Below are 17,674 nucleotides of genomic sequence, written 5' to 3' on the forward strand. Positions count from 1 at the left end.
TTATTCCTGCCCCATCTGGGTAAAATCGGCCAGGGCGGCCAGTTTGTCTTTGTGGTAAAGGCTGATAAGCGGCGCCAAAATCCCCTGGGCCAACGCCGGGAAACTCAGGCTCTGCTGGAGTCTGAGTTGCCAACCGTCCGGCAACCCCGCACTCATGTTGCTCAGCGTAAACTCATCTTCACTCAACTCATCTTCACTCAACTCATCTTCACTTAACTTAGGTTCACCAGCTTTGAGTCCAAAATCTGCCGCCGTGGCAGCATAGGCGTTGTCATCAAGGGTTAAACCAAAGTCATCCGGAAAGCGGAACAGGCGGGCGTTATGGGGATCCTGGCCGTCACCGAACCCGGCATCATCCAACCAGGCGCTCTCGGCCTCAGCAAGCCGCAGCTGATGTTCAGTGTCAATGGGCAATCCATCTTCTACCTCGGCGCTGAAGTACGCCATGGAGGTTTGCGCCATAAAGGGCAGCGGCCTATGCTGCCCCAGTTCGAACAAGGCGGCCAGCTGACCCAGCAGGGCCTTGGCGGACTCGGCCTTGAGCGGTGCCATGGCGTGGAAGTGACCTGCATCCAGCAGATAGCTGTGTCTGTGAATGCCGCTGGCATTGAGGCACAGATGGCGAATATAGAGGCTCAACAGGTCCTTGGGCTTGGTGGTACCCGGCCTTAAGTTGACCAGCCCCTTGGGGTAGCAGTCTTCGATGCGGCCACAGAGCAACAGCTCGCGGCCATTGACCTCGAGCTTGAGGGCTATTTCAACGGCATCCGGCTTGGGCAATTCGGCGCGAAGAAAACGGGTACGCTCCACCGCCGGGGCGATATCGCGGCGGTATTGATCCAGCAGCAGATCGTCAAACGGCGCCATCGGCAGCAGACCTTCGGCCTTGAGCTTGTCGAGCAGGGTTTCATCCAGCTCTCCGCGCTCGTCTTCCAGCGCATCCTGCATCATCAGCAGCTGCAGCTGATAACGTTGCAGGGCGTTGAGCTCAAAGGGCTCATCATTGTCCTGACTGTCGATATCCAGTCTCAAGTCCAGCTGCAGCACCCGCTGGCAGAAATACTGCGCCGGGTTGCGGAAAAAGCGGATCAGCGCCGAGAGTTCAAGCTCCGGCTCCTTGAGGGCGGTTTCCTCGCCCAGCTCATGTTCAATAAAAGGCGCCGGGCTTTGGGCGGCAAACATCTCCCGGGGGCACCACTGGGTTGCAAAACTGCCGGGCAGCTCGCTGTCACTGTAGAGCCGGGCATCGAAGGGCTGCAGCGGTTGCTGAATGATGAGGCGCTGCATCAGCGCATCGGCCGCCAGATCGCCAAGGGCGGCTATCTCATCGGCATCTGTGGGCACTGTGGGCGGCGTAAATTGCGCCTCGTCCGGGCGATAACACAGCTGAATGTATTCCAGCAATTCCGATACCAGCATGGAGGGAATACGTTCACTGTTATCGCGCTCGCTGTGGCCTATGTAACTGATATAGAGCTGATCCCGGGCCGACAGCAAGGCTTCGAGAAACAGGTATCTGTCATCCAGGCGTCTTGAGCGGTCGCCGCGTCTTGGCTTTTCATGGGCGGTGAGATCGAACCCCACAGGATGTTGCACCCTGGGGTAGACGCCATCATTCATTCCCAGCAAACACACCTGACGGAAGGGGATGGATCGCATCGGCATCAGGGTACAGAAGTTGACGCTGCCGGCGAGATAACGCTGACCGACCCTGGACTCACTCAAGGTTGAGTTGAACCATTGCCAAACCACTGTCAGCGGCAATACCCCGCTAAAGCCCGACAGTCGCAGCTCTTCGGCGAATCTGTCTATGGCCTGGCGAATGTTGTTGATCTCTTCCCTGGCATCGTCTTCCTGGGCCAGATAAAAGGCATCGAGCAGGGCGTTAAGCTGCGCCACCCGCTCTTCCGGCGGGGTTTGCTGCTTGAGCTCTTCCCTGAAGTCATCGAGCGCTTCAATAAAATTCAACAGCTTGCCGAGCGCCTGCGCCGACTGACCTTCAATACCGGCCAGCGGCAGATCGCCCTGATACAGCTCGGCATCATCGCCCAGGGCATAGCCCAGCAGCATGCGGCGGATCCCAAAGGCCCAGGAGTGTTTGTCAAACCCGGGCAAGCCCAGCTCTTCGCGGTTGTGACTGTCGCGGCCCCAGCGAATACCGGCGGCCTTGAGCCAGCCCTTGAGCTGCTCCAGCTCCTCCTGGGCTATGCCAAAGCGGGCCAGCACAGCGGGCACTTCGAGAATACTGATGATGTCTGTCAGGCCAAAGCGGCTCTTGTCCAGCGCCAACAGGTTGAGAAAACCGGCAATTAAGGGGGATTCCTGAGCCGCGCCGCGATCGGCTATGGCATAGGGGATGTAATGATCGCCGCTCTTGGCGGAAAACACCGCATCGATATAGGGGGCGTAGGCGGCCACGTCGGGCAGCATCACCATGATGTCCTTGGCGGCCAGCGAAGGGTTGCTGCGCAGGCGATGCAGCAGATGATCGTGCAAGGTTTCCACTTCCCGCAGCGGACTGTGGCAGCTTCGCAGGGTGATGGAGTCGTCGGTGGCGGCCAAGGGCCTGCGCCGGGCGATATTCAGGTATTTGCTGACATCCGGCCCCAGAGGCTCGCCTAAGGTTTCCATCTCCAGAATGTCATTTTGAATGCCGCCGAGCAGGGTATTTGTGTTGCCGGGGTGAAACAGCTCTTCCAGTTCCAGCCGCTCAGGGGGCAGCTCCAGCACCATATCCAGCAGCTCGCGGCCGAGACGGCCGTTATTGGCCAGAATGGGATTGCCCACTTCCAGCTTGTCTTCCCAGAGCTCGGGCAACTGTTTCTTGCCCTCAAAAGCCAGCGCCATTCGCGCCCGCGCCCTGGGCTCTATGATATCGCCCCAATAGTGACGACAGGGGCTGAGGCTCAGCATCACTACCTCGATGCGACTGGCGAGCGCATAGAGTACATCCAGTGTTTGCGGCGCCATCGAGGAGATCCCGAACACGAACAATCTGGGCGGCAGGCCTTCCAAGGCATGATCGTTGCCGCCTGTCAGCGTTTCTATCAGCGCCTGGTGCAGATTGGCCCTGTGGTAATGGCTCTGTTGCAACTCCTGATTGTTGTAACGCACCAACTCGCGCCAAAGCTCGGGTTGCCAGGCGTGCTGCGGCGCTATCTCCAGCGGAGATTCATTTTGCTCCCAGCCGAGGATCCATTCCGGACGGTATACCAGATATTGATCGAAAATATCGGCGATACGGCCGCTGAGTTGAAACAGTTTGAGCTCGACATCGTCGCCCAGATAATGTCTGAGCGGTGCAAAATTGTCTCTATCCAGAAGGGAGGGCAACAGCGCCATCAGTTTCCAGGTCATCGCCGCCTTGGTAAAGGGATTTTCCTTGGGCACGTCATCGAGCAGCAGATAACAGAGCTGCCAGATAAAGCTGGACGGCAGCGGAAACTCCTGCGCTGCTGCCACGCCGTTGTGGCGCGCCAACTCCAGGCGGAGCCAGGTGGACATGCCGGGGCTTTGCACCAGAATTTGCTCACAGCTAAGCGGCGACATGCCGGGGACGCCATCGCGAAGCCGGTCTGCCAGGGTGGCCGACAGCAATTCCATCTTGTTGGACTGGATAAGAGTAAACATAGGCAGCAGGGTTACCTGGCTTTGGGCCGTTTATTGCTTTGGTGCTCTATTCTAGGTGCTTGATTTATCGGGTTGCAAATCTTGTTTCAGCAGTTTGAACCATAAAGCGCGGGACTGGCGGATAAAGCGGCGTTTATATATCGCCGACTCCTTGGAAGCGTCTTGATACTTGAGTTGAATATAGAGTGAGGTCCAACTTTCTATCTCCTCTGTCAGCGCCGGCCAGCGTGCAACAAGCGCCGCGGCGTAATCCACTGGCCCCAGGGAAGCCGGCCTTGGCAGCCCGAGCCTGGCAGCCTGGCGGCATACCTTGAGATAGTGACGGTTAATGCTGTCAGGGCCTCTTTTAAGCCGCAGCAGGCCAGTGGTGAACAAAATGACGATAAAGGTAAGGGCCATCACCCCGAGGACCAAGGCTGCCAGGCGGCCGATACTCACTTCCCCCAGCAGTTTGGAGAGCACTTCTTGCTGGCGCGCGTTGTCAAAACCCAGTACCCAGACGCTCCAGTAGTAATCCAGGCTGGCGAGCCTGAGTCTCAGGCTGTTGTACCAGTCGCTGGCCCGCACCCCGGCAAACGGCAGTTCGGAAAGATAGCTTTCTTCCGGGCTGAACAGGGAGTCGAAACCCTGCTCAATTCGTTCGGGCGCTATCATGGCGGTGGGGTCGTAACGTACCCAACCTTTGCCTTCGAGATAGACTTCACTCCAGGCGTGGGCCATATATTGATACACGCTGAGATAACCGGCCTGCGGGTTGTATTCGCCGCCCTGATAACCGGTGACAATGCGGGCGGGCAAGCCGGTGGCTCTGGCCATGAAGGTGAATGCCGAGGCGTAGTGAACACAGAAACCGGCGCGATTTTCAAACAAAAAGTCGTCCAGTTGCTGCGGCCCCACCGGTGGGGGCGTCAGGGTGTAGAAAAAGGGCTGGCTGTTGAAATACTGCATCATGGCCGTCAAGCGCTGCTCGGCTTGCGGGTAACGGCGGGCAAAATCGGCGGCAAGTTTGCGGCTGCGGGGGTTGATTTCATCGGGGAGGCTCAGATTAAGCTGCCGCAGCGGCGCTCTCAAGCGGTTATCCAGGGGGGCATCCGGATAGCTCATCACCCGGTATTGCAACCTTTGTTCTACCGGCCTTATGGCATAGAGGCGAAAGTCCGGCAGATTCACCAGGCGCGGATCCATGCTGTAGGCGAGATCCAAGCCGAACAGCCAATGCTGGCCGCTCGGCTCGGCTATGATGCTGTAATCGATAAAAGGCCCTTTGGGGGCGCCGGGTTCGGGGCGGCGATTCATGATAAAGCTGTCTTGCTGCAGCGCCTTTATTCCCCGTGACTGCTGCCAGCGTTTGCCGTCATATTCTTCCAATACCAGTGCGCGCCAATACCTGTCTTCCGGAGCCGGTATCTGGCCCTTGAAACTGGCGCGAAATGCCAGCTCGTTGGATTTGGTCAGGCGCGAGATATCACCAAAGCTCAGCTCATCGGACAGACCTGTGGTACTGCTTTTCATCTGCGGCACCATCCAAAGCGGACTGAAACGCGGCAGCACTACAAAAAGCAGCAGTGCCAGCGGCAGACTCTGTGCCAGCAGCACCAGGGTTAGCTTGATCTGGCGATTGAACGAGGCCTGTTCGTGGTAGAGGCTTGCCAACACACAGGTGTTGAGCGCCGCCACCAGCGAGAGTTGCAGGGTGTCGAGCATCTGCTGATGGTCGATAAAGGTGAGGGCGATAAGAAAGTAGCCCACCAGTACCACGGCTTTGACATCGCGGCGACTGCGCATTTCGATATATTTGAGGGAATAGCCGAGGATCAACAAGTTGACCAGGGCATTGAGCAGGCCAAGTTCGCGACTCACCAGCGCCAACGTCAGCGCCGCAGCAATGGCCAGCACAGTCACCAGCACTCTGGGGGGCCTGGCGACCTTGCCAAGATAGATCCCCAAGCGCCAGACAAAACAGATGGCGCAGATCCCCAGGGTTCCCAAGGTGATTTTGCCTGCAAGCGGCGCCAGCACTGCCAGATTGGTGATCAGCAGCCAAAGCAAGGTGCGGCGGGCGATGATCTCCTCCGAGGTCTCCTTGAGCGCGGCTTTCAAGCGAGCGGCTTTCATCGGCCGGTACCTTCAGCCTTACCAGGATAGAGCGCCAGGGCTTTGAGGCATTCCTGACGCTGAGCTCCGCCTTGAGAAGGCGCTATGGTCCTGCCCGCTAACTTAAGCCCCCAGGTTTGGCCTGAATGGGCCAGTTGATTGACCTGATAACTCAGCTCACCCAGGCGCTTTTCCAACTCATCGCCGGTTAACTTGCTATCAAGCTCCAGCCACAAGGGCGCCCCCTGAGGCTCGGCAAACTCCTTGCTGAGCATGCCTCGGCCCTGAGCCCACTGTTTCCAGGCCACCTGTTTGAGCGATTCGCCCGGGACATAGCTCTTAAGACCGGCGTATTCATCGACGCCGCTGAGCCACTCGCCACTGTCTTGGGATTCGGGGACGTGTTCACTGCGCCCCAGTTTAGGTGTGCTGACCACAGGCGCTGGAAACACCCATTGACTGGTGTCGAGATCCAGATGAGACCAGGCGCGGCAGAGCCCCAGAGGGTAGCAGGACTCCACCTTGAGCCGGCCTGGATGCCAAAGGCCCCTGGGCCTTGGCTGCATGGGCACTAAAGCCGTCTGCTCCTGGTTATCGACACAGGAGACAAAGACTTGCCGCTCTCCCGGGTAGCTGAAACCGAGCCGAAAAAGGCTTCTGTCGGCGCTGACGGTCACAGGGAAGGAGAGGCTGTCGCCGGCGTAGGCTTGGGGAGGCTTACGGGCACTGAGTCTCAGTCCCGCCAGGTTGCGGTAACTGTGAATGATGCAGGTGTGAAACACGCTGGCCAATACTATGGCCAGGCCGATCACCAGGTTGTTTTGATAGTTGGTGCCGAACAGAAACAGCAGCAGTACCAGCGCCAGCCAGATAACGCCGAAGCCGCTGGGAAGAATAAAGATGCTTCTGTGGCTCAAACGTTGCTCTTTGGCGGCGGGAATACGCCTTGACAACCAGCGGTTGAACCGGGCAGAGAAGAGGGAGGTCACAGAGGCCATCTCATTGTTACCGAATGGGATTAATGGTGCCGAGTAACTTGGCCGATAACTGCTCGCCCTGAAGTTGGCTCGAATGCCGCAGGCGGTGCTCGGCAACGGCGCCAAACACAGCTTGCACATCTTCGGGCACCAGATATTGACGCCCCTGGATATAGGCCCAGGCCTTGGCAGCCGCCAGCAGCGCCTTGGTGGCTCTGGGGGAAAGGCCATAGCCTTCGTTTTGGCTGCGGGAAGCTTCCACCAGCGCCAGAATATAGTTAAGCAGGGCGTCGGAAGCGGCCACCTGCTCGCACTCCTGCTGCAGTTGATCCAGCTCGAGCGCACTCAGACACTGGGGCAGGGGCTGAGTGCGCTCTTGCCCTTTGAGCATGGCCAACTCGGCGTCCTGGTTGGGATAACCAATGGAGAGGCGCATCATAAAGCGGTCCAGCTGGGATTCCGGCAGTGGAAAGGTGCCTGATTGGTCGGTGGGGTTTTGGGTGGCGACCACAAAAAAAGGATGCGGCAGCCTGTGGGTCACACCGTCGACAGTGATCTGCCGCTCTGCCATCGCCTCGAGTAAGGCACTCTGGGTCTTGGGGCTGGCGCGGTTGATTTCGTCGGCCAGCACCATCTGTTTGAAGATGGGGCCGGGGTGGAATACAAACTCAGATTGCTGCTTATCGAAGATGGAAACCCCGAGAATATCCGCCGGCAGCATGTCGCTGGTAAACTGAACCCGCTGATAACTCAAGCCTAAGGTTTGCGCCAGTGCGTGGGATAAACTGGTTTTGCCCATGCCCGGCAGATCTTCAATCAGCAGGTGGCCGCGGGCCAGTAAACAGGCCAGTGCCAGCCGTATTACCCTGGGCTTGCCTATCAAAACTTGCTCGAGTTGCTGCAGTACCTGGGTTATCTGGCTCTTGGACACATTGGCTTCCTTGTTAGATGGTCACTGAAATCAGTTCCGGCTCCGTCTGGATGAACTGAGGTCTGAAATAGAAACCTTGCACTAAATCCACATCCAAAGCCAGTGCCTGAGACAGGTGCTGCTCGGTTTCAATTCCTTCGAGTATAGTTATTTTTTGGCAGGACTTGGCAAAATTAAGCAGATTTTCCAAAAGCTTAGCCATGAGCGGTGCCTTGATGGCACTCAGCCAGTGACGGTCGAGCTTGATGCAGTCGATGGCAGTCAGCAGTTGCAGCGACACCATGGCATGGGGAGCACCGACATCATCGAGTGCCACGGTAATCCCGCGGCGGTGCAGTTCCTTGAGTAGTGCCTGGGCTTTATCGGCGTCATTGACACAGGTGTTTTCTATCAGCTCTACCGTCAAGCCTCCGGTTTGCTGCTGATATTTGTCCAGCGCCTGCATCATGCATTGACAGTTGGCGCTGTCCAGCGCGTGGGGATCCAGATTCAGGTGCAGCCTTGGCGTTTTAGGCGCCTGATTGAGTTGCAACAGCTTGGCTTGCAGTTCTACCGCCGCCAGGGCGCGGCTGTCTCTGTGCAGCCAGTCGAATACCAGATTGGGCGCCAGCGCCTTTCCCTCTTGATTGTAAAAGCGGGCCAGGGCCTCATAGCCCTGAATGGTCAGGGTCCGGGGGCAAACAAGTGGCTGATATTCGCAGGCAATGTGCCGCGGAGGAGAAAGATCCATGCAGTCATCAACGGAGTTAGCTAAATGAATGCTAATTATTCCCATTATAGCCGTGGGATAACAAGCCCATTTACCCCACTAAAGTACCGAGCGCTGAAAAATACAGCGAGGAACAAGCGCTTTAATATCAAAGCGTTGGGAAATTGACTCAGTGCCAATTCACCGCCGCTTCAATAGCGGCGGCCAAGCTCTGTTTCACTGAATTGTGGCAGCGCCTGTTGTTGACGCAGCTCATAAATCTGCCGGTAGGTGAATACGGCCTGCACATAGGAGCGGGTTTCACTGAAGGGGATGGTTTCGATAAAGCTCATCACATCCAGTTTGCCATCGCTCTGCTTCAACCAACGCTTTACCCTGTGAGGGCCAGCATTGTAAGCGGCAACGGCCAGCACCCGGTTGTTGTCAAACTGTTCCAGTAGCTTGGTGTAGTAGGCGCTACCGAGTGGCACATTGATGGCCGGGTCGTACAGACTGCGACTGCCGTTGAACGCCAGTTTGAACTCTTTTGCGGTTTGCTTGGCGGTGGCCGGCATCAGCTGCATCAGGCCTCTGGCGCCCACTGACGAAGTCGCATAAGGGTAGAAGGCGCTTTCGCGGCGGGAGATTGCTCGAATTTCATTGACATTGACCTTGAAGTCTTTGCCTGCCCGGGTAAAGAAAGGGTCTGCTGCATAGGGAAAGCGCATCTCCATATCATTCCATAGCCTAGCCTGAATACTGGCTTCAACCGCCAGCGCGTCCCAACCTTGCTGCTGAGCGTAGACGCCGTACTGGGCGCGCATCTGCTTGTTGTGGCGGGCGAGCATTTGGCTCCATTCGATGCGGGCATCGACCAGTTTATCCAGTGCCAGCAGTTCAGATACCCGCGCCAGCGCCTTGTCATCGGCGAGTCTTGCCTGCATTTGCGCCTGGGATTGAGTCGGCACATGCGCCAGGTTGGGGGCGACACCGAGTTCGGCGGCGGCCCAGAAACCATAGAAATTACGCTCTTTGCTGAGCGCTTCGAGCATGGTATCGTCCCGGCCATTGACCCTCAGGTGCCAGTAGCGCCAGCGGGCATCGTTGCGGCCTTCGTCGCTGAGCAGCGGCAGAAAACGGCGGATATCGGCGTCATTTTGCTCGGCAATAGCCCAGCGCAGACGGCGCTCGGTCAGATCGTCGGCCTTGAGCAGTGGCAGCATGGTGTCGATATGATCTCTCAGCCCCTCGTCCTCGACGATAAGCGCTCGCCTGACCAGATAACGGTTGAGTTGTCGCCCTTGGAAGTCGCTGAATCTGCCGGCCTTTTCATACTTGACGTACAGGCGAACTGCCTGACGCAGATCTTTGCGGGCCAAGCGCTTAAGCCCGGCGGACACTATATCGCTGTAGATGGGGGCATCGCCATCAAACTGATTCATGTGCCTGAGGCGATTGGGATCTTTGTATACCGCCTGCAGCAGCTTGGCCTGGCTCTGGTGCTGAGTCACTTTACGCCCCAGATACTGCAACAGGCCGCTTTGGCCGGCATCAAAGGCCAGCATCATCCGCGACCAAATCAATTCCTGAGTGCGGTGCCCGGCCTTGCTCCAGGCATTGAACAGGGGATCGCACTCCTTGGGACGGGAGCGACCATAGAGCCAGAGTTGGCGAGCGCCATCCCAGGCGACCTGAGTCTCACCCTGGCCAAGCTTGGCCCTGTAAAAATAGCATTGCAGCTCTGTGGCTCGGGGAAGTTCCGGGGAAATGGCCAGAAAGTCTTGCCAGCGTTTGTCGGCACCGGCTTGCACCAGGTACCTGTGGCGGGCACTGGCGTGCAAGGGTGAATGCTCAAACTTGTCCAGTGCCTTTAGCGCCTTTGAGCCAGAAAGCGCCATTATGTCATCCAGCTCGGCGTGAAAATCCAGATAGATATTGAGTGGGTAATCCTTGAGTTGGGCCCTGAGCTTGCGATACTCCTCAAGTTGGCCCTTATCCAGCGCTTCTCTGGCCTTTAGGTAGCTTTGGCGTTGTTGCTCCAAAGCGGCAGGTGCCTTGGCCGCATGGCCTATCCCGGGAAACAGCATCCAGGGAGTGGATACTGTCAATGCACTCAAGGCAACGCTGCCGGCGAGGGCGATTCGGGTCAAGGCTCTGCGCATCTAAAACTCCTTGTTGATGGCCTGGTTCACTTGAGAGCGGGGTTGAGCTCAGGAAGCCAGTTCGCTGTCCGGCTCTGTATCCTCTATGGCATCAACCTCCTGGTCTGTCGGCAAGGAAGTCTCTGTCATCGCTTTTTCAAGCAACTGTTTATCCAGTTGTTTACTGGTTTCAACGCCCAACTGTTGCATCTGGTGAGCCTGGCGGACAAGGTTACCCCTGCCGGTAGCCAGCTTATTCATGGCGCCGTTGAAACACTTCTGTGCATTGTCCAGCGCGCGCCCGAGTTTGTCCATATCTTCCAGATAGCCACAGAGTTTATCGTAAATTTTTCCGGCTTGCCTGGCGATCCTCTGTGCATGTTGGTTCTGATACTCGTAGCGCCAGATGTTATTGATGGTGCGCAGTGCCACCAAAAGATTGGTTGGGCTGACGAGCATGATGTTGTTTTCGAGCGCAAAATTAACCAACTGCGGCTCTTGTTCCAGTGCCAGCAGGAAGGCGGGTTCCACCGGAATAAACATCAGCACATAATCCAGGCTCTTGATGCCGTGCAGTTGCTGGTAGTCCTTTTGACTCAGGCCTTTGATATGACCGCGGATAGAGTTGATATGTTCACGCAGCGCCAAGGAGCGCTCTTCATCGGTTTCGGCATTGTAGTAGCGCTCATAGGCTAGCAGTGACATCTTGGCATCTATCACTACATCCTTGTTGGCCGGCAGGTGGACGATGACATCGGGTTTAAAGCGCTTGCCGGCATCATTTTTCAGATCCTGCTGCACGTCATACTCGTGCCCTTGTCTGAGGCCACTTTCCTGCAGCACCCGCTCCAGGATCACTTCCCCCCAGTTGCCTTGCTGCTTGTTGTCGCCTTTGAGCGCCTTGGTGAGGTTGACCGCATCCTGGCTCATGCGCAGGTTGAGCTGCTTGAGATCTTCCAGCTGGTGTTTCAGTGAGGAACGTTCACTCCGCTCCTGTGAATAGGATTCATGAATCTGTCTTCTAAATCCTTCGAGTTGTTGCTTCAGCGGCCCAAGAACACCATCCAGCTGCGATAGATTTTGGGATTTTAGCCTTTCGCTTCTGTCTTCAAAAATTTTGTTGGCCAGGTTTTCAAATTGCTCTTTCAGGCGGGCTTCACTGCGTTCAAGCAGTTCAATCTTATCGTTGAGCGCCTGTTGCTCGGCGTCGAAGCGGGCGCTGATTGTCTGCTGCATGGCATTGGACTTTGACAGGTTAAGCTGAGTTTCCAACTGCTTGCGCTGAGCATCCTTGAGTTGCTGTTCAAGGTCGGGCACCCGCTCGGCAATGGCCTCTGCCTTGCCAAGCTGGGACACCAGCCATTCGGCTTTTCCCTGGCTGCTGCTGAGTTGTTCGTTGAGTTCGCTGCATCTTTGTTCATGTTGCAGCACTAACTGGTCTTTGATCTGTTGCCAGCGGCCGCGGGTCATGCGTTGATTAAAGAGGGCGCCAAGCAAGATACCCAGCAGTAATACGGCTGCGGCGGCAATGAGTTGAGGCGCGGAAATTGTGGTGGCCAAGTCCATATCATGTCCCTTGAGTGCAAAAAGAGGAGCGGAAAACCCGGATAGAGTCGCAGAATGAGTCAGGGCCTTCAAGGGCCAGGGCATGCAGACTCAGGATAAATGGCCAAGAGTTGCTCATTTTGTACCCCTTGTCAGCCAAGGTTCAGCCAATGAAGCCGCAGGAATTATTCCAGCAGGAAATTTTTCTTTGTCTGCCTGGGTCTTATAAACTGAATTGACTGCAGCTATTGAGAGGTCTCTGTGAGCAATAAAAAATTCAAACCGGGTATCGGCAGGCAAATGCCCTGGGAGTTGCCGGCAACTGAAGTCACGCCGGAAGCCGTGTTTCGCGATCGGCGCAACATAGTCAAGGCGTTGGGGCTCGGCGCCATAGGTGCCAGTATTCCCGGCCATGTTCAGGCAGGCCTGTTTGACCTTTTTGGTGAAAAGCGCCAGAGCGAGGCATTTGTGACCTCAAATCTCAACTATCGCAGCAATCCTGAGTTTCAATTACCGGGGAGCCTGACACCCCTTGACAAGGTGATCCGCCATAACAACTTTTACGAGTTTGGCACAGGTAAACAAGATCCCTTCGAAAACAGTCAGGACCTCAAGGTCAATCCCTGGATGCTGAAAGTGGAAGGCGAGGTCGAGCGCCCTTTGACGCTGGACTATGACGATCTGCTCAAGTTGCTTCCCCTTGAGGAGCGCCACTATCGTTTGCGTTGTGTCGAGGCCTGGTCCATGGTGATCCCCTGGGTCGGCTTTCCGCTGGCGGCTTTGCTGGCCAAGGCCGGAGTCAAATCCTCTGCGACTCATGTGGCCTTTGAAACCCTGTTTGATCCCGAGCAAATGCCTGGGCAACGCAATCGCTTGATGGGCGGCGGCATTCATTATCCCTATGTGGAGGGATTAAGACTCGATGAGGCGATGAACGAGTTAAGCTTCCTGTCGGTGGGCCTCTACGGCAAGACACTGCCACCGCAAAATGGGGCTCCCGTGCGTTTGGTGGTGCCCTGGAAATACGGTTTCAAGAGCATTAAATCTATCGTGAAAATTAGGCTTTTGGACAAACAGTCACCGACCAGTTGGAATCAACTGGCACCCCATGAATATGGTTTTTATGCCAACGTGAACCCCAAGGTGGATCACCCGCGTTGGTCACAGGCGACAGAGCGGCGGATTGCCGAAGGTGGGATCTTCTCTGCCAAACGGATCCCGACCCAGATGTTCAACGGTTATGGCGAGCAAGTAGCCCATCTTTACCGGGATCTGGATTTAAGGAAATATTATTGATGCGCTTAGACCCCAAGCTACTGCCTTGGTTAAAGGCGTTGCTGCATCTGGCGGCCGGCTTGCCACTGCTTTATTTGGCTCTGCAAGTGGTGACAGACAGTGCCGGTGGCGATCCTGTGCAATATATTATCCATTTCACCGGCAAAGGGGCACTCAACGCCTTGGTGGCCACCTTGTTGGTATCGCCAGTTGCCAGAAAATTCAAACTGGGGTTGTTGATGCAGACCCGGCGTTTGCTCGGACTCTGGGTATTCGCCTGGGCCTGCTTGCATATTCTCAGCTATTTCAGCCTGGATCTGCTGTTTGCCTGGGAGCTGCTACTCAGTGAAATTATCAAGCGTCCCTATATTTTGGTGGGGGCCAGCGCTTGGTTGTTGCTTGCTGCGCTGGCGCTGACCTCGTTCAAGGCAATGCAGCGCCGGATGGGGCGACGCTGGCAGCAACTGCACTACAGTATTTATGCCATTGCCCTGTTGGTACCTGTGCATTATTACTGGTCGGTGAAGTCTGAAATCATTGAGCCCAGTCTTTACCTTGCTGCCATGTTGCTGTTGTTGGCGATAAGACTGCCGAGATTCAACTGGTTTAGGCGCCTCTGGCCGGCAGTTTGAAGTTCAGGCGTGTGTGGCCGGGCAAGCATAGTCAGGCATCGGCACTGGGTGAGGCAAAGCTGTAGCGCTTCTTTAGTGCCAGGTCCATGGAAGCCTGAGGTAGTGCCTGCTTGGCCTGATACATGGCACTGTCGGCAGCGCCGATGAGTTCGGCCAGGGTGTCGCCATGCTCGGGATAGAGACTGATGCCGGTACTCAGGCCGACTTGCAGTTGTTGCCCTTGCCAGGGGATATCGGCACCCAAGGCATGAATCTTTTCCAATACGGCACAGACTTCTTCGCGGCTATTTATCGGCTCCAGCCAGATGATAAATTCATCGCCGCCGATACGGGCCACCAAATCCGAGCGTCTTAAGGTCTCTCGCAGCCTTTTGGCGATTTCCACCAGCACTGCGTCACCGGCGCTGTGGCCAAAGTTGTCGTTGATGGGTTTGAATTTATCCAGATCGATAAACAGCAGCGCCGCTTTAAGCTGTTGACGTTGGCAACGTACTATGGCGTTTTCCAGCTCGGTGGTGGCGGCACCGCGATTGAGTGCGCCGGTGAGATCGTCATGATCCGCCAAATATCTTAATCTATCCTGTTGCTGCTGCAACTGACGGGTTTGCGCCTCCACTTCCAGCTGTAACTGCTCCTTTCGGGCTGTAGTTTCCATCAATGCCTGTTTCATATTGTTGAATTCATTGGCCAGCTCCGAGAGTTCATCCTGTTGTTCCAACCTGATACGGCTGTGAAGATCGCCTTTGGCCAGATCGCGAATGCCGCGTTTCAAACTGCCCAAATGGCGCCGAAAACGCCTCAGAGTATGCAGGGTAAAGCCTGTCACCAACAGGGCAATGGCCAGCAGCAGGGCGCCGTTGAGATAGAGATGACTGAGCTGCAGCATACGAGCTCTGTCCATGGTGTAATGTTGAAAGCGAAACAGATCTTCGCTCATGGATTGAATGCTCATATTGTATCTGGACAGCAACATGCTGCTGACCAACTGATCATCTGCTATCAGCGACAGCTTGGGCAGGGAATGCTCCAGCAGGGTACCGATGTTGTTGCTCTGGCGTTTTAAATTGGCCAATAGCTGCTGTTGCTGCTCATCATCGACCTGAGTGTTACTCAAGAGGGCGTTGAGGCGCAGCAGATCCCGCTGGGTATTTTCAACTGCCCGGGTATCCCGGTATTGCTGCAGCAGCCACAAGTTGGAGCGCAGTAGATCCAGATGCAGTTGCAGCTCCACCAGTTTGTGCATCTGCTGGAATGTCTGCTGGGAAAAATGGCGCTGTTGCAGCAGTGACAGCGCCAGTACCAGCGTCAGGGTGATGCAGAGAATGACCAGAATATTGAGGCGGCTGGATAGCTTCATTTCTGCTCCACCAAAGACATGTGTTGTATCTGATCCAATGCAGTGGGATCTATGACGCTTCTGAAATCCGGTAGCTGCTGGGCTTCAATGGTGCCGCTGGCCATGGCCCAGCGGGCCTGCGACTGCAGATTACTGAGCAGGCTGTTACCCAGCGACAGACGGAACAGGTAGTCGGGCCAGAGGGCGGCAACCTCCTCTGTTGGCAGGTGCAGATACTCGGCAACTAGTTGACGGGCTTCCTGCGGGTGCAGAACAATAAATTCACTGGCGAGTTTCAACGCCTTGAGGATCCGCACATGATGCTCGTAGTACGCTTGGTTGTCGGCCTTACGACTGATGAGATTGAAAGAAAGGCTATATAACCCCCGGCTGGGGAACTCGCTTATCTTGCCCGGTTGATGCTTGAGCAGCTGAAATCCGTAGGGCTCCCAAACTGAAATCGCATCCACATCGCCGGCCAACAGCGCCGGTGCCAAGCCAGACGGGCGGATATCCACCCGAACTGGCGCCAAGGCTGGGTGTCCGGCAATATTCAGTATGGTATCGAGAAAGTACTCGCTGGCACTGCCGGCAACGACTCCAACGCGTTTGCCATCCAGTTGCGCCGGGGTAGTGATACCGCTCTGGCTCAGGGTTAACAGCTTAATGTCGTTATCCGATTCGGCAAAGCTGGCCAGCACGGTAAAGTCGGTTCGCTCAAAGCTGTTGAACATCACCACTGACTCTGAGCTGGTGGCCAGATCCGCCCTGTGATAGAGCAGGGCCTCGAAACAAAGATCGCCACCTTGAAGTGGTTGCAGCACCACATAGACGCCTTCGCGGGCAAAGAGTTCGAGCTTATCGGCAATGATGACAGGGGCTGAAAGCAGCGAGGTGGACACGGCGATGCGAACCGGGGTCTGATTGAGTAAAACAGGGGAGGTTGGTTGCCTGGGCCCGCTGAGCCAGATAAACAAGAGTAGCAGCAGAGCCAAAGGCACTAGCATCTTTCCCATAGTGGTTGCTGCCCTCCATTCGTCACAGCTTTGAGCCCTTATCTTTTCAAACTGGGCCGTTTGTACCTAAGTGTAGTGCAAACAAGAGGGTGCGCTATAAAGCCTCATAGTTTTCATGGGATTATTTGGAATAATCCGGACGAATAATAGGTTGGGGATTTGAGCGGATACTTATTGCTTTTTATTAGGCACCAGAAACTTTCAATAACGGAATGAAATTTAAAAGATGGAATAAATAGTTGTTGGACAGAAAGGGTTTATATCATTGTTGTAAAAAGAAAGGCGCAGATATTGTCTGCGCCTTTCTGGTATATCGAACTATATTGCAATCGATACTGAACTCACTTCCCTATAGGACTTACTTACCGCCTTGATTGGCCATATAGACCAATACTTCATCGTAGGACATATTGAGTTCGCGGGATAAATTGATGACCTTGGTCTTGAAGGTTTGGACTTGCTCTTGTTTATGCAAGTCGTTCTGCGTTTCTTCGACCAATTCATTGACCGCTTCCTGCAGAAGCTTCAGACGCCTGAGGCTATAGTCCAAAGACTTCAAATAACGGGTCATTTGTTGTTTGTTTCTGGCTTGCTCAAGATCCGTTGAGTGTTTTTTTTCATATCCATATGCATCGAGCGCCGCAATAGCACTCTGCAAATCGAGATCTTTTGTCATGTATGTTCACTTAAAACGAAGTTTTGCCCGAAAGAGTGGACAGGATAAAGGGATCGTAAAGCTGTCACTTGTAGTAGTTTATAGTATATTTCCTAACTTACTCAAGCATTTCACTGCACAGCGTAGGAGATGCCTGTTTTGCTATCATGAAACTTGTGGTGGCAGGATAAGGGCGTTAACCTAGAAAGCAGTATTTGCACGGAGGCCTATATGCTGGATTTGTTACCGGATCTCTTTGATCATTATGAAAATGATCTCATGTTGCTGCCATCTGTTTTTCACCAGTTTGGTGGCAAGTCTATTTTTTGGGGCGAAGTCGTAACCGTCAGGTGTTTCGAGGATAATTCCATGGTGAAACAGCTGTTGGCTACCGATGGCACGGGTAAAGTACTGTTGGTGGACGGTGGCGCCTCTACATCCAAGGCCCTGATGGGAGACCTTATTGCCCAAAGCGCAGTTGACCATGGTTGGCAGGGAGTCGTGATTTATGGCGCCGTGCGCGATGTTGCTACCTTGGCGACCATGCAGCTTGGGGTAAAGGCCCTGGCGGCGGTACCTATCAAAACCGAGCGTAAGGGGGCTGGAGAAATCAATTGTGCGCTCTCCATTGGCGATGTGCAGATAACTCCCGGCATGATGCTCTATGCCGATGATAATGGCATCGCCGTCAGCCAAAATCCCTTGAATATGGCCTTTATCAGTTGAACAAGCGCCTTTGTCCTTATTGTTGAAC

General features: G+C 55.2%; 13 protein-coding genes. 3 read left to right on the plus strand and 10 right to left on the minus strand.

Annotated elements, in window-relative coordinates:
• The 7 genes from recC to rmuC form a co-directional block, all read right to left on the minus strand.
• Complete coding sequence (recC, locus tag E1N14_RS10280) at positions 1–3,630, minus strand: exodeoxyribonuclease V subunit gamma (RefSeq protein WP_025009648.1); 3,630 nt, start codon at positions 3,628–3,630, stop codon at positions 1–3.
• Positions 3,631–3,681: 51 nt separating this feature from the next.
• Positions 3,682–5,745 carry a transglutaminase TgpA family protein gene (locus tag E1N14_RS10285; protein WP_062793462.1) on the minus strand — a complete coding sequence of 688 codons (2,064 nt, stop codon included), beginning with the start codon at positions 5,743–5,745 and terminating at the stop codon, positions 3,682–3,684.
• Positions 5,742–6,842 (minus strand): DUF58 domain-containing protein, encoded by a 1,101-nt coding sequence (locus tag E1N14_RS10290; protein ID WP_247600878.1) that lies wholly within the window; start codon positions 6,840–6,842, stop codon positions 5,742–5,744. Before E1N14_RS10290 ends, E1N14_RS10285 begins: the two co-directional genes overlap by 4 nt.
• Positions 6,730–7,632 carry an AAA family ATPase gene (locus tag E1N14_RS10295; protein WP_025009650.1) on the minus strand — a complete coding sequence of 301 codons (903 nt, stop codon included), beginning with the start codon at positions 7,630–7,632 and terminating at the stop codon, positions 6,730–6,732. Before E1N14_RS10295 ends, E1N14_RS10290 begins: the two co-directional genes overlap by 113 nt.
• Positions 7,633–7,645: 13 nt before the next feature.
• Complete coding sequence (locus E1N14_RS10300; protein WP_025009651.1) at positions 7,646–8,362, minus strand: EAL domain-containing protein; 717 nt, start codon at positions 8,360–8,362, stop codon at positions 7,646–7,648.
• Between the two features lie 170 nt (positions 8,363–8,532).
• Positions 8,533–10,407 carry a transglycosylase SLT domain-containing protein gene (locus tag E1N14_RS10305; RefSeq protein WP_037436581.1) on the minus strand — a complete coding sequence of 625 codons (1,875 nt, stop codon included), beginning with the start codon at positions 10,405–10,407 and terminating at the stop codon, positions 8,533–8,535.
• Between the two features lie 123 nt (positions 10,408–10,530).
• Positions 10,531–12,027, minus strand: a complete 1,497-nt coding sequence (gene rmuC, locus E1N14_RS10310) for a DNA recombination protein RmuC (protein ID WP_025009653.1) — start codon at positions 12,025–12,027, stop codon at positions 10,531–10,533.
• A gap of 279 nt (positions 12,028–12,306) precedes the next feature.
• Here rmuC and msrP point away from each other — a divergent pair, with 279 nt between their 5' ends.
• Together msrP and msrQ are read left to right on the plus strand one after the other, a co-directional pair.
• On the plus strand, positions 12,307–13,302 hold the full coding sequence (msrP, locus tag E1N14_RS10315) for a protein-methionine-sulfoxide reductase catalytic subunit MsrP (protein ID WP_051546883.1): 996 nt from the start codon (positions 12,307–12,309) through the stop codon (positions 13,300–13,302).
• A complete protein-coding gene (gene msrQ, locus E1N14_RS10320) occupies positions 13,299–13,913 on the plus strand; it encodes a protein-methionine-sulfoxide reductase heme-binding subunit MsrQ (RefSeq protein ID WP_025009655.1) in 615 nt (204 codons plus the stop codon). Before msrP ends, msrQ begins: the two co-directional genes overlap by 4 nt.
• A gap of 31 nt (positions 13,914–13,944) precedes the next feature.
• Here msrQ and E1N14_RS10325 read toward each other — a convergent pair whose 3' ends face one another.
• The 3 genes from E1N14_RS10325 to E1N14_RS10335 form a co-directional block, all read right to left on the minus strand.
• Complete coding sequence (locus E1N14_RS10325) at positions 13,945–15,270, minus strand: GGDEF domain-containing protein (protein ID WP_025009656.1); 1,326 nt, start codon at positions 15,268–15,270, stop codon at positions 13,945–13,947.
• Positions 15,267–16,265, minus strand: coding sequence for an ABC transporter substrate-binding protein (locus tag E1N14_RS10330; RefSeq protein WP_062793463.1), 999 nt, complete (start codon positions 16,263–16,265; stop codon positions 15,267–15,269). The genes E1N14_RS10325 and E1N14_RS10330 overlap by 4 nt, the downstream gene beginning before the upstream one ends.
• A 358-nt stretch (positions 16,266–16,623) precedes the next feature.
• Positions 16,624–16,941: a hypothetical protein gene (locus tag E1N14_RS10335; protein WP_025009657.1), complete on the minus strand. Its 318-nt coding sequence runs from the start codon at positions 16,939–16,941 to the stop codon at positions 16,624–16,626.
• 210 nt (positions 16,942–17,151) lie between these two features.
• Between E1N14_RS10335 and E1N14_RS10340 the strand changes: the two genes are divergently transcribed.
• Entirely contained in the window at positions 17,152–17,646 is a 495-nt protein-coding gene (locus E1N14_RS10340) for a putative 4-hydroxy-4-methyl-2-oxoglutarate aldolase (RefSeq protein WP_025009658.1), read from the plus strand.
• The last annotated feature ends 28 nt before the right edge of the window (positions 17,647–17,674 follow it).

Origin of the sequence: Shewanella algae (assembly GCF_009183365.2) — a bacterium.
Classification (GTDB): domain Bacteria; phylum Pseudomonadota; class Gammaproteobacteria; order Enterobacterales; family Shewanellaceae; genus Shewanella; species Shewanella algae.

What these genes read in the sequence shown, in the direction of transcription:
- recC (WP_025009648.1), bottom strand. Translation starts at nt 3,630, where the DNA reads ATGTTTACTCTTATCCAGTCCAACAAGATGGAATTGCTGTCGGCCACC.
- E1N14_RS10290 (WP_247600878.1), bottom strand. Translation starts at nt 6,842, where the DNA reads ATGTGCAAGCTGTGTTTGGCGCCGTTGCCGAGCACCGCCTGCGGCATT.
- E1N14_RS10305 (WP_037436581.1), bottom strand. Translation starts at nt 10,407, where the DNA reads ATGCTGTTTCCCGGGATAGGCCATGCGGCCAAGGCACCTGCCGCTTTG.
- E1N14_RS10300 (WP_025009651.1), bottom strand. Translation starts at nt 8,362, where the DNA reads ATGGATCTTTCTCCTCCGCGGCACATTGCCTGCGAATATCAGCCACTT.
- E1N14_RS10325 (WP_025009656.1), bottom strand. Translation starts at nt 15,270, where the DNA reads ATGAAGCTATCCAGCCGCCTCAATATTCTGGTCATTCTCTGCATCACC.
- E1N14_RS10335 (WP_025009657.1), bottom strand. Translation starts at nt 16,941, where the DNA reads ATGACAAAAGATCTCGATTTGCAGAGTGCTATTGCGGCGCTCGATGCA.
- rmuC (WP_025009653.1), bottom strand. Translation starts at nt 12,027, where the DNA reads ATGGACTTGGCCACCACAATTTCCGCGCCTCAACTCATTGCCGCCGCA.
- E1N14_RS10340 (WP_025009658.1), top strand. Translation starts at nt 17,152, where the DNA reads ATGCTGGATTTGTTACCGGATCTCTTTGATCATTATGAAAATGATCTC.
- msrP (WP_051546883.1), top strand. Translation starts at nt 12,307, where the DNA reads ATGCCCTGGGAGTTGCCGGCAACTGAAGTCACGCCGGAAGCCGTGTTT.
- E1N14_RS10285 (WP_062793462.1), bottom strand. Translation starts at nt 5,745, where the DNA reads ATGAAAGCCGCTCGCTTGAAAGCCGCGCTCAAGGAGACCTCGGAGGAG.
- E1N14_RS10330 (WP_062793463.1), bottom strand. Translation starts at nt 16,265, where the DNA reads ATGGGAAAGATGCTAGTGCCTTTGGCTCTGCTGCTACTCTTGTTTATC.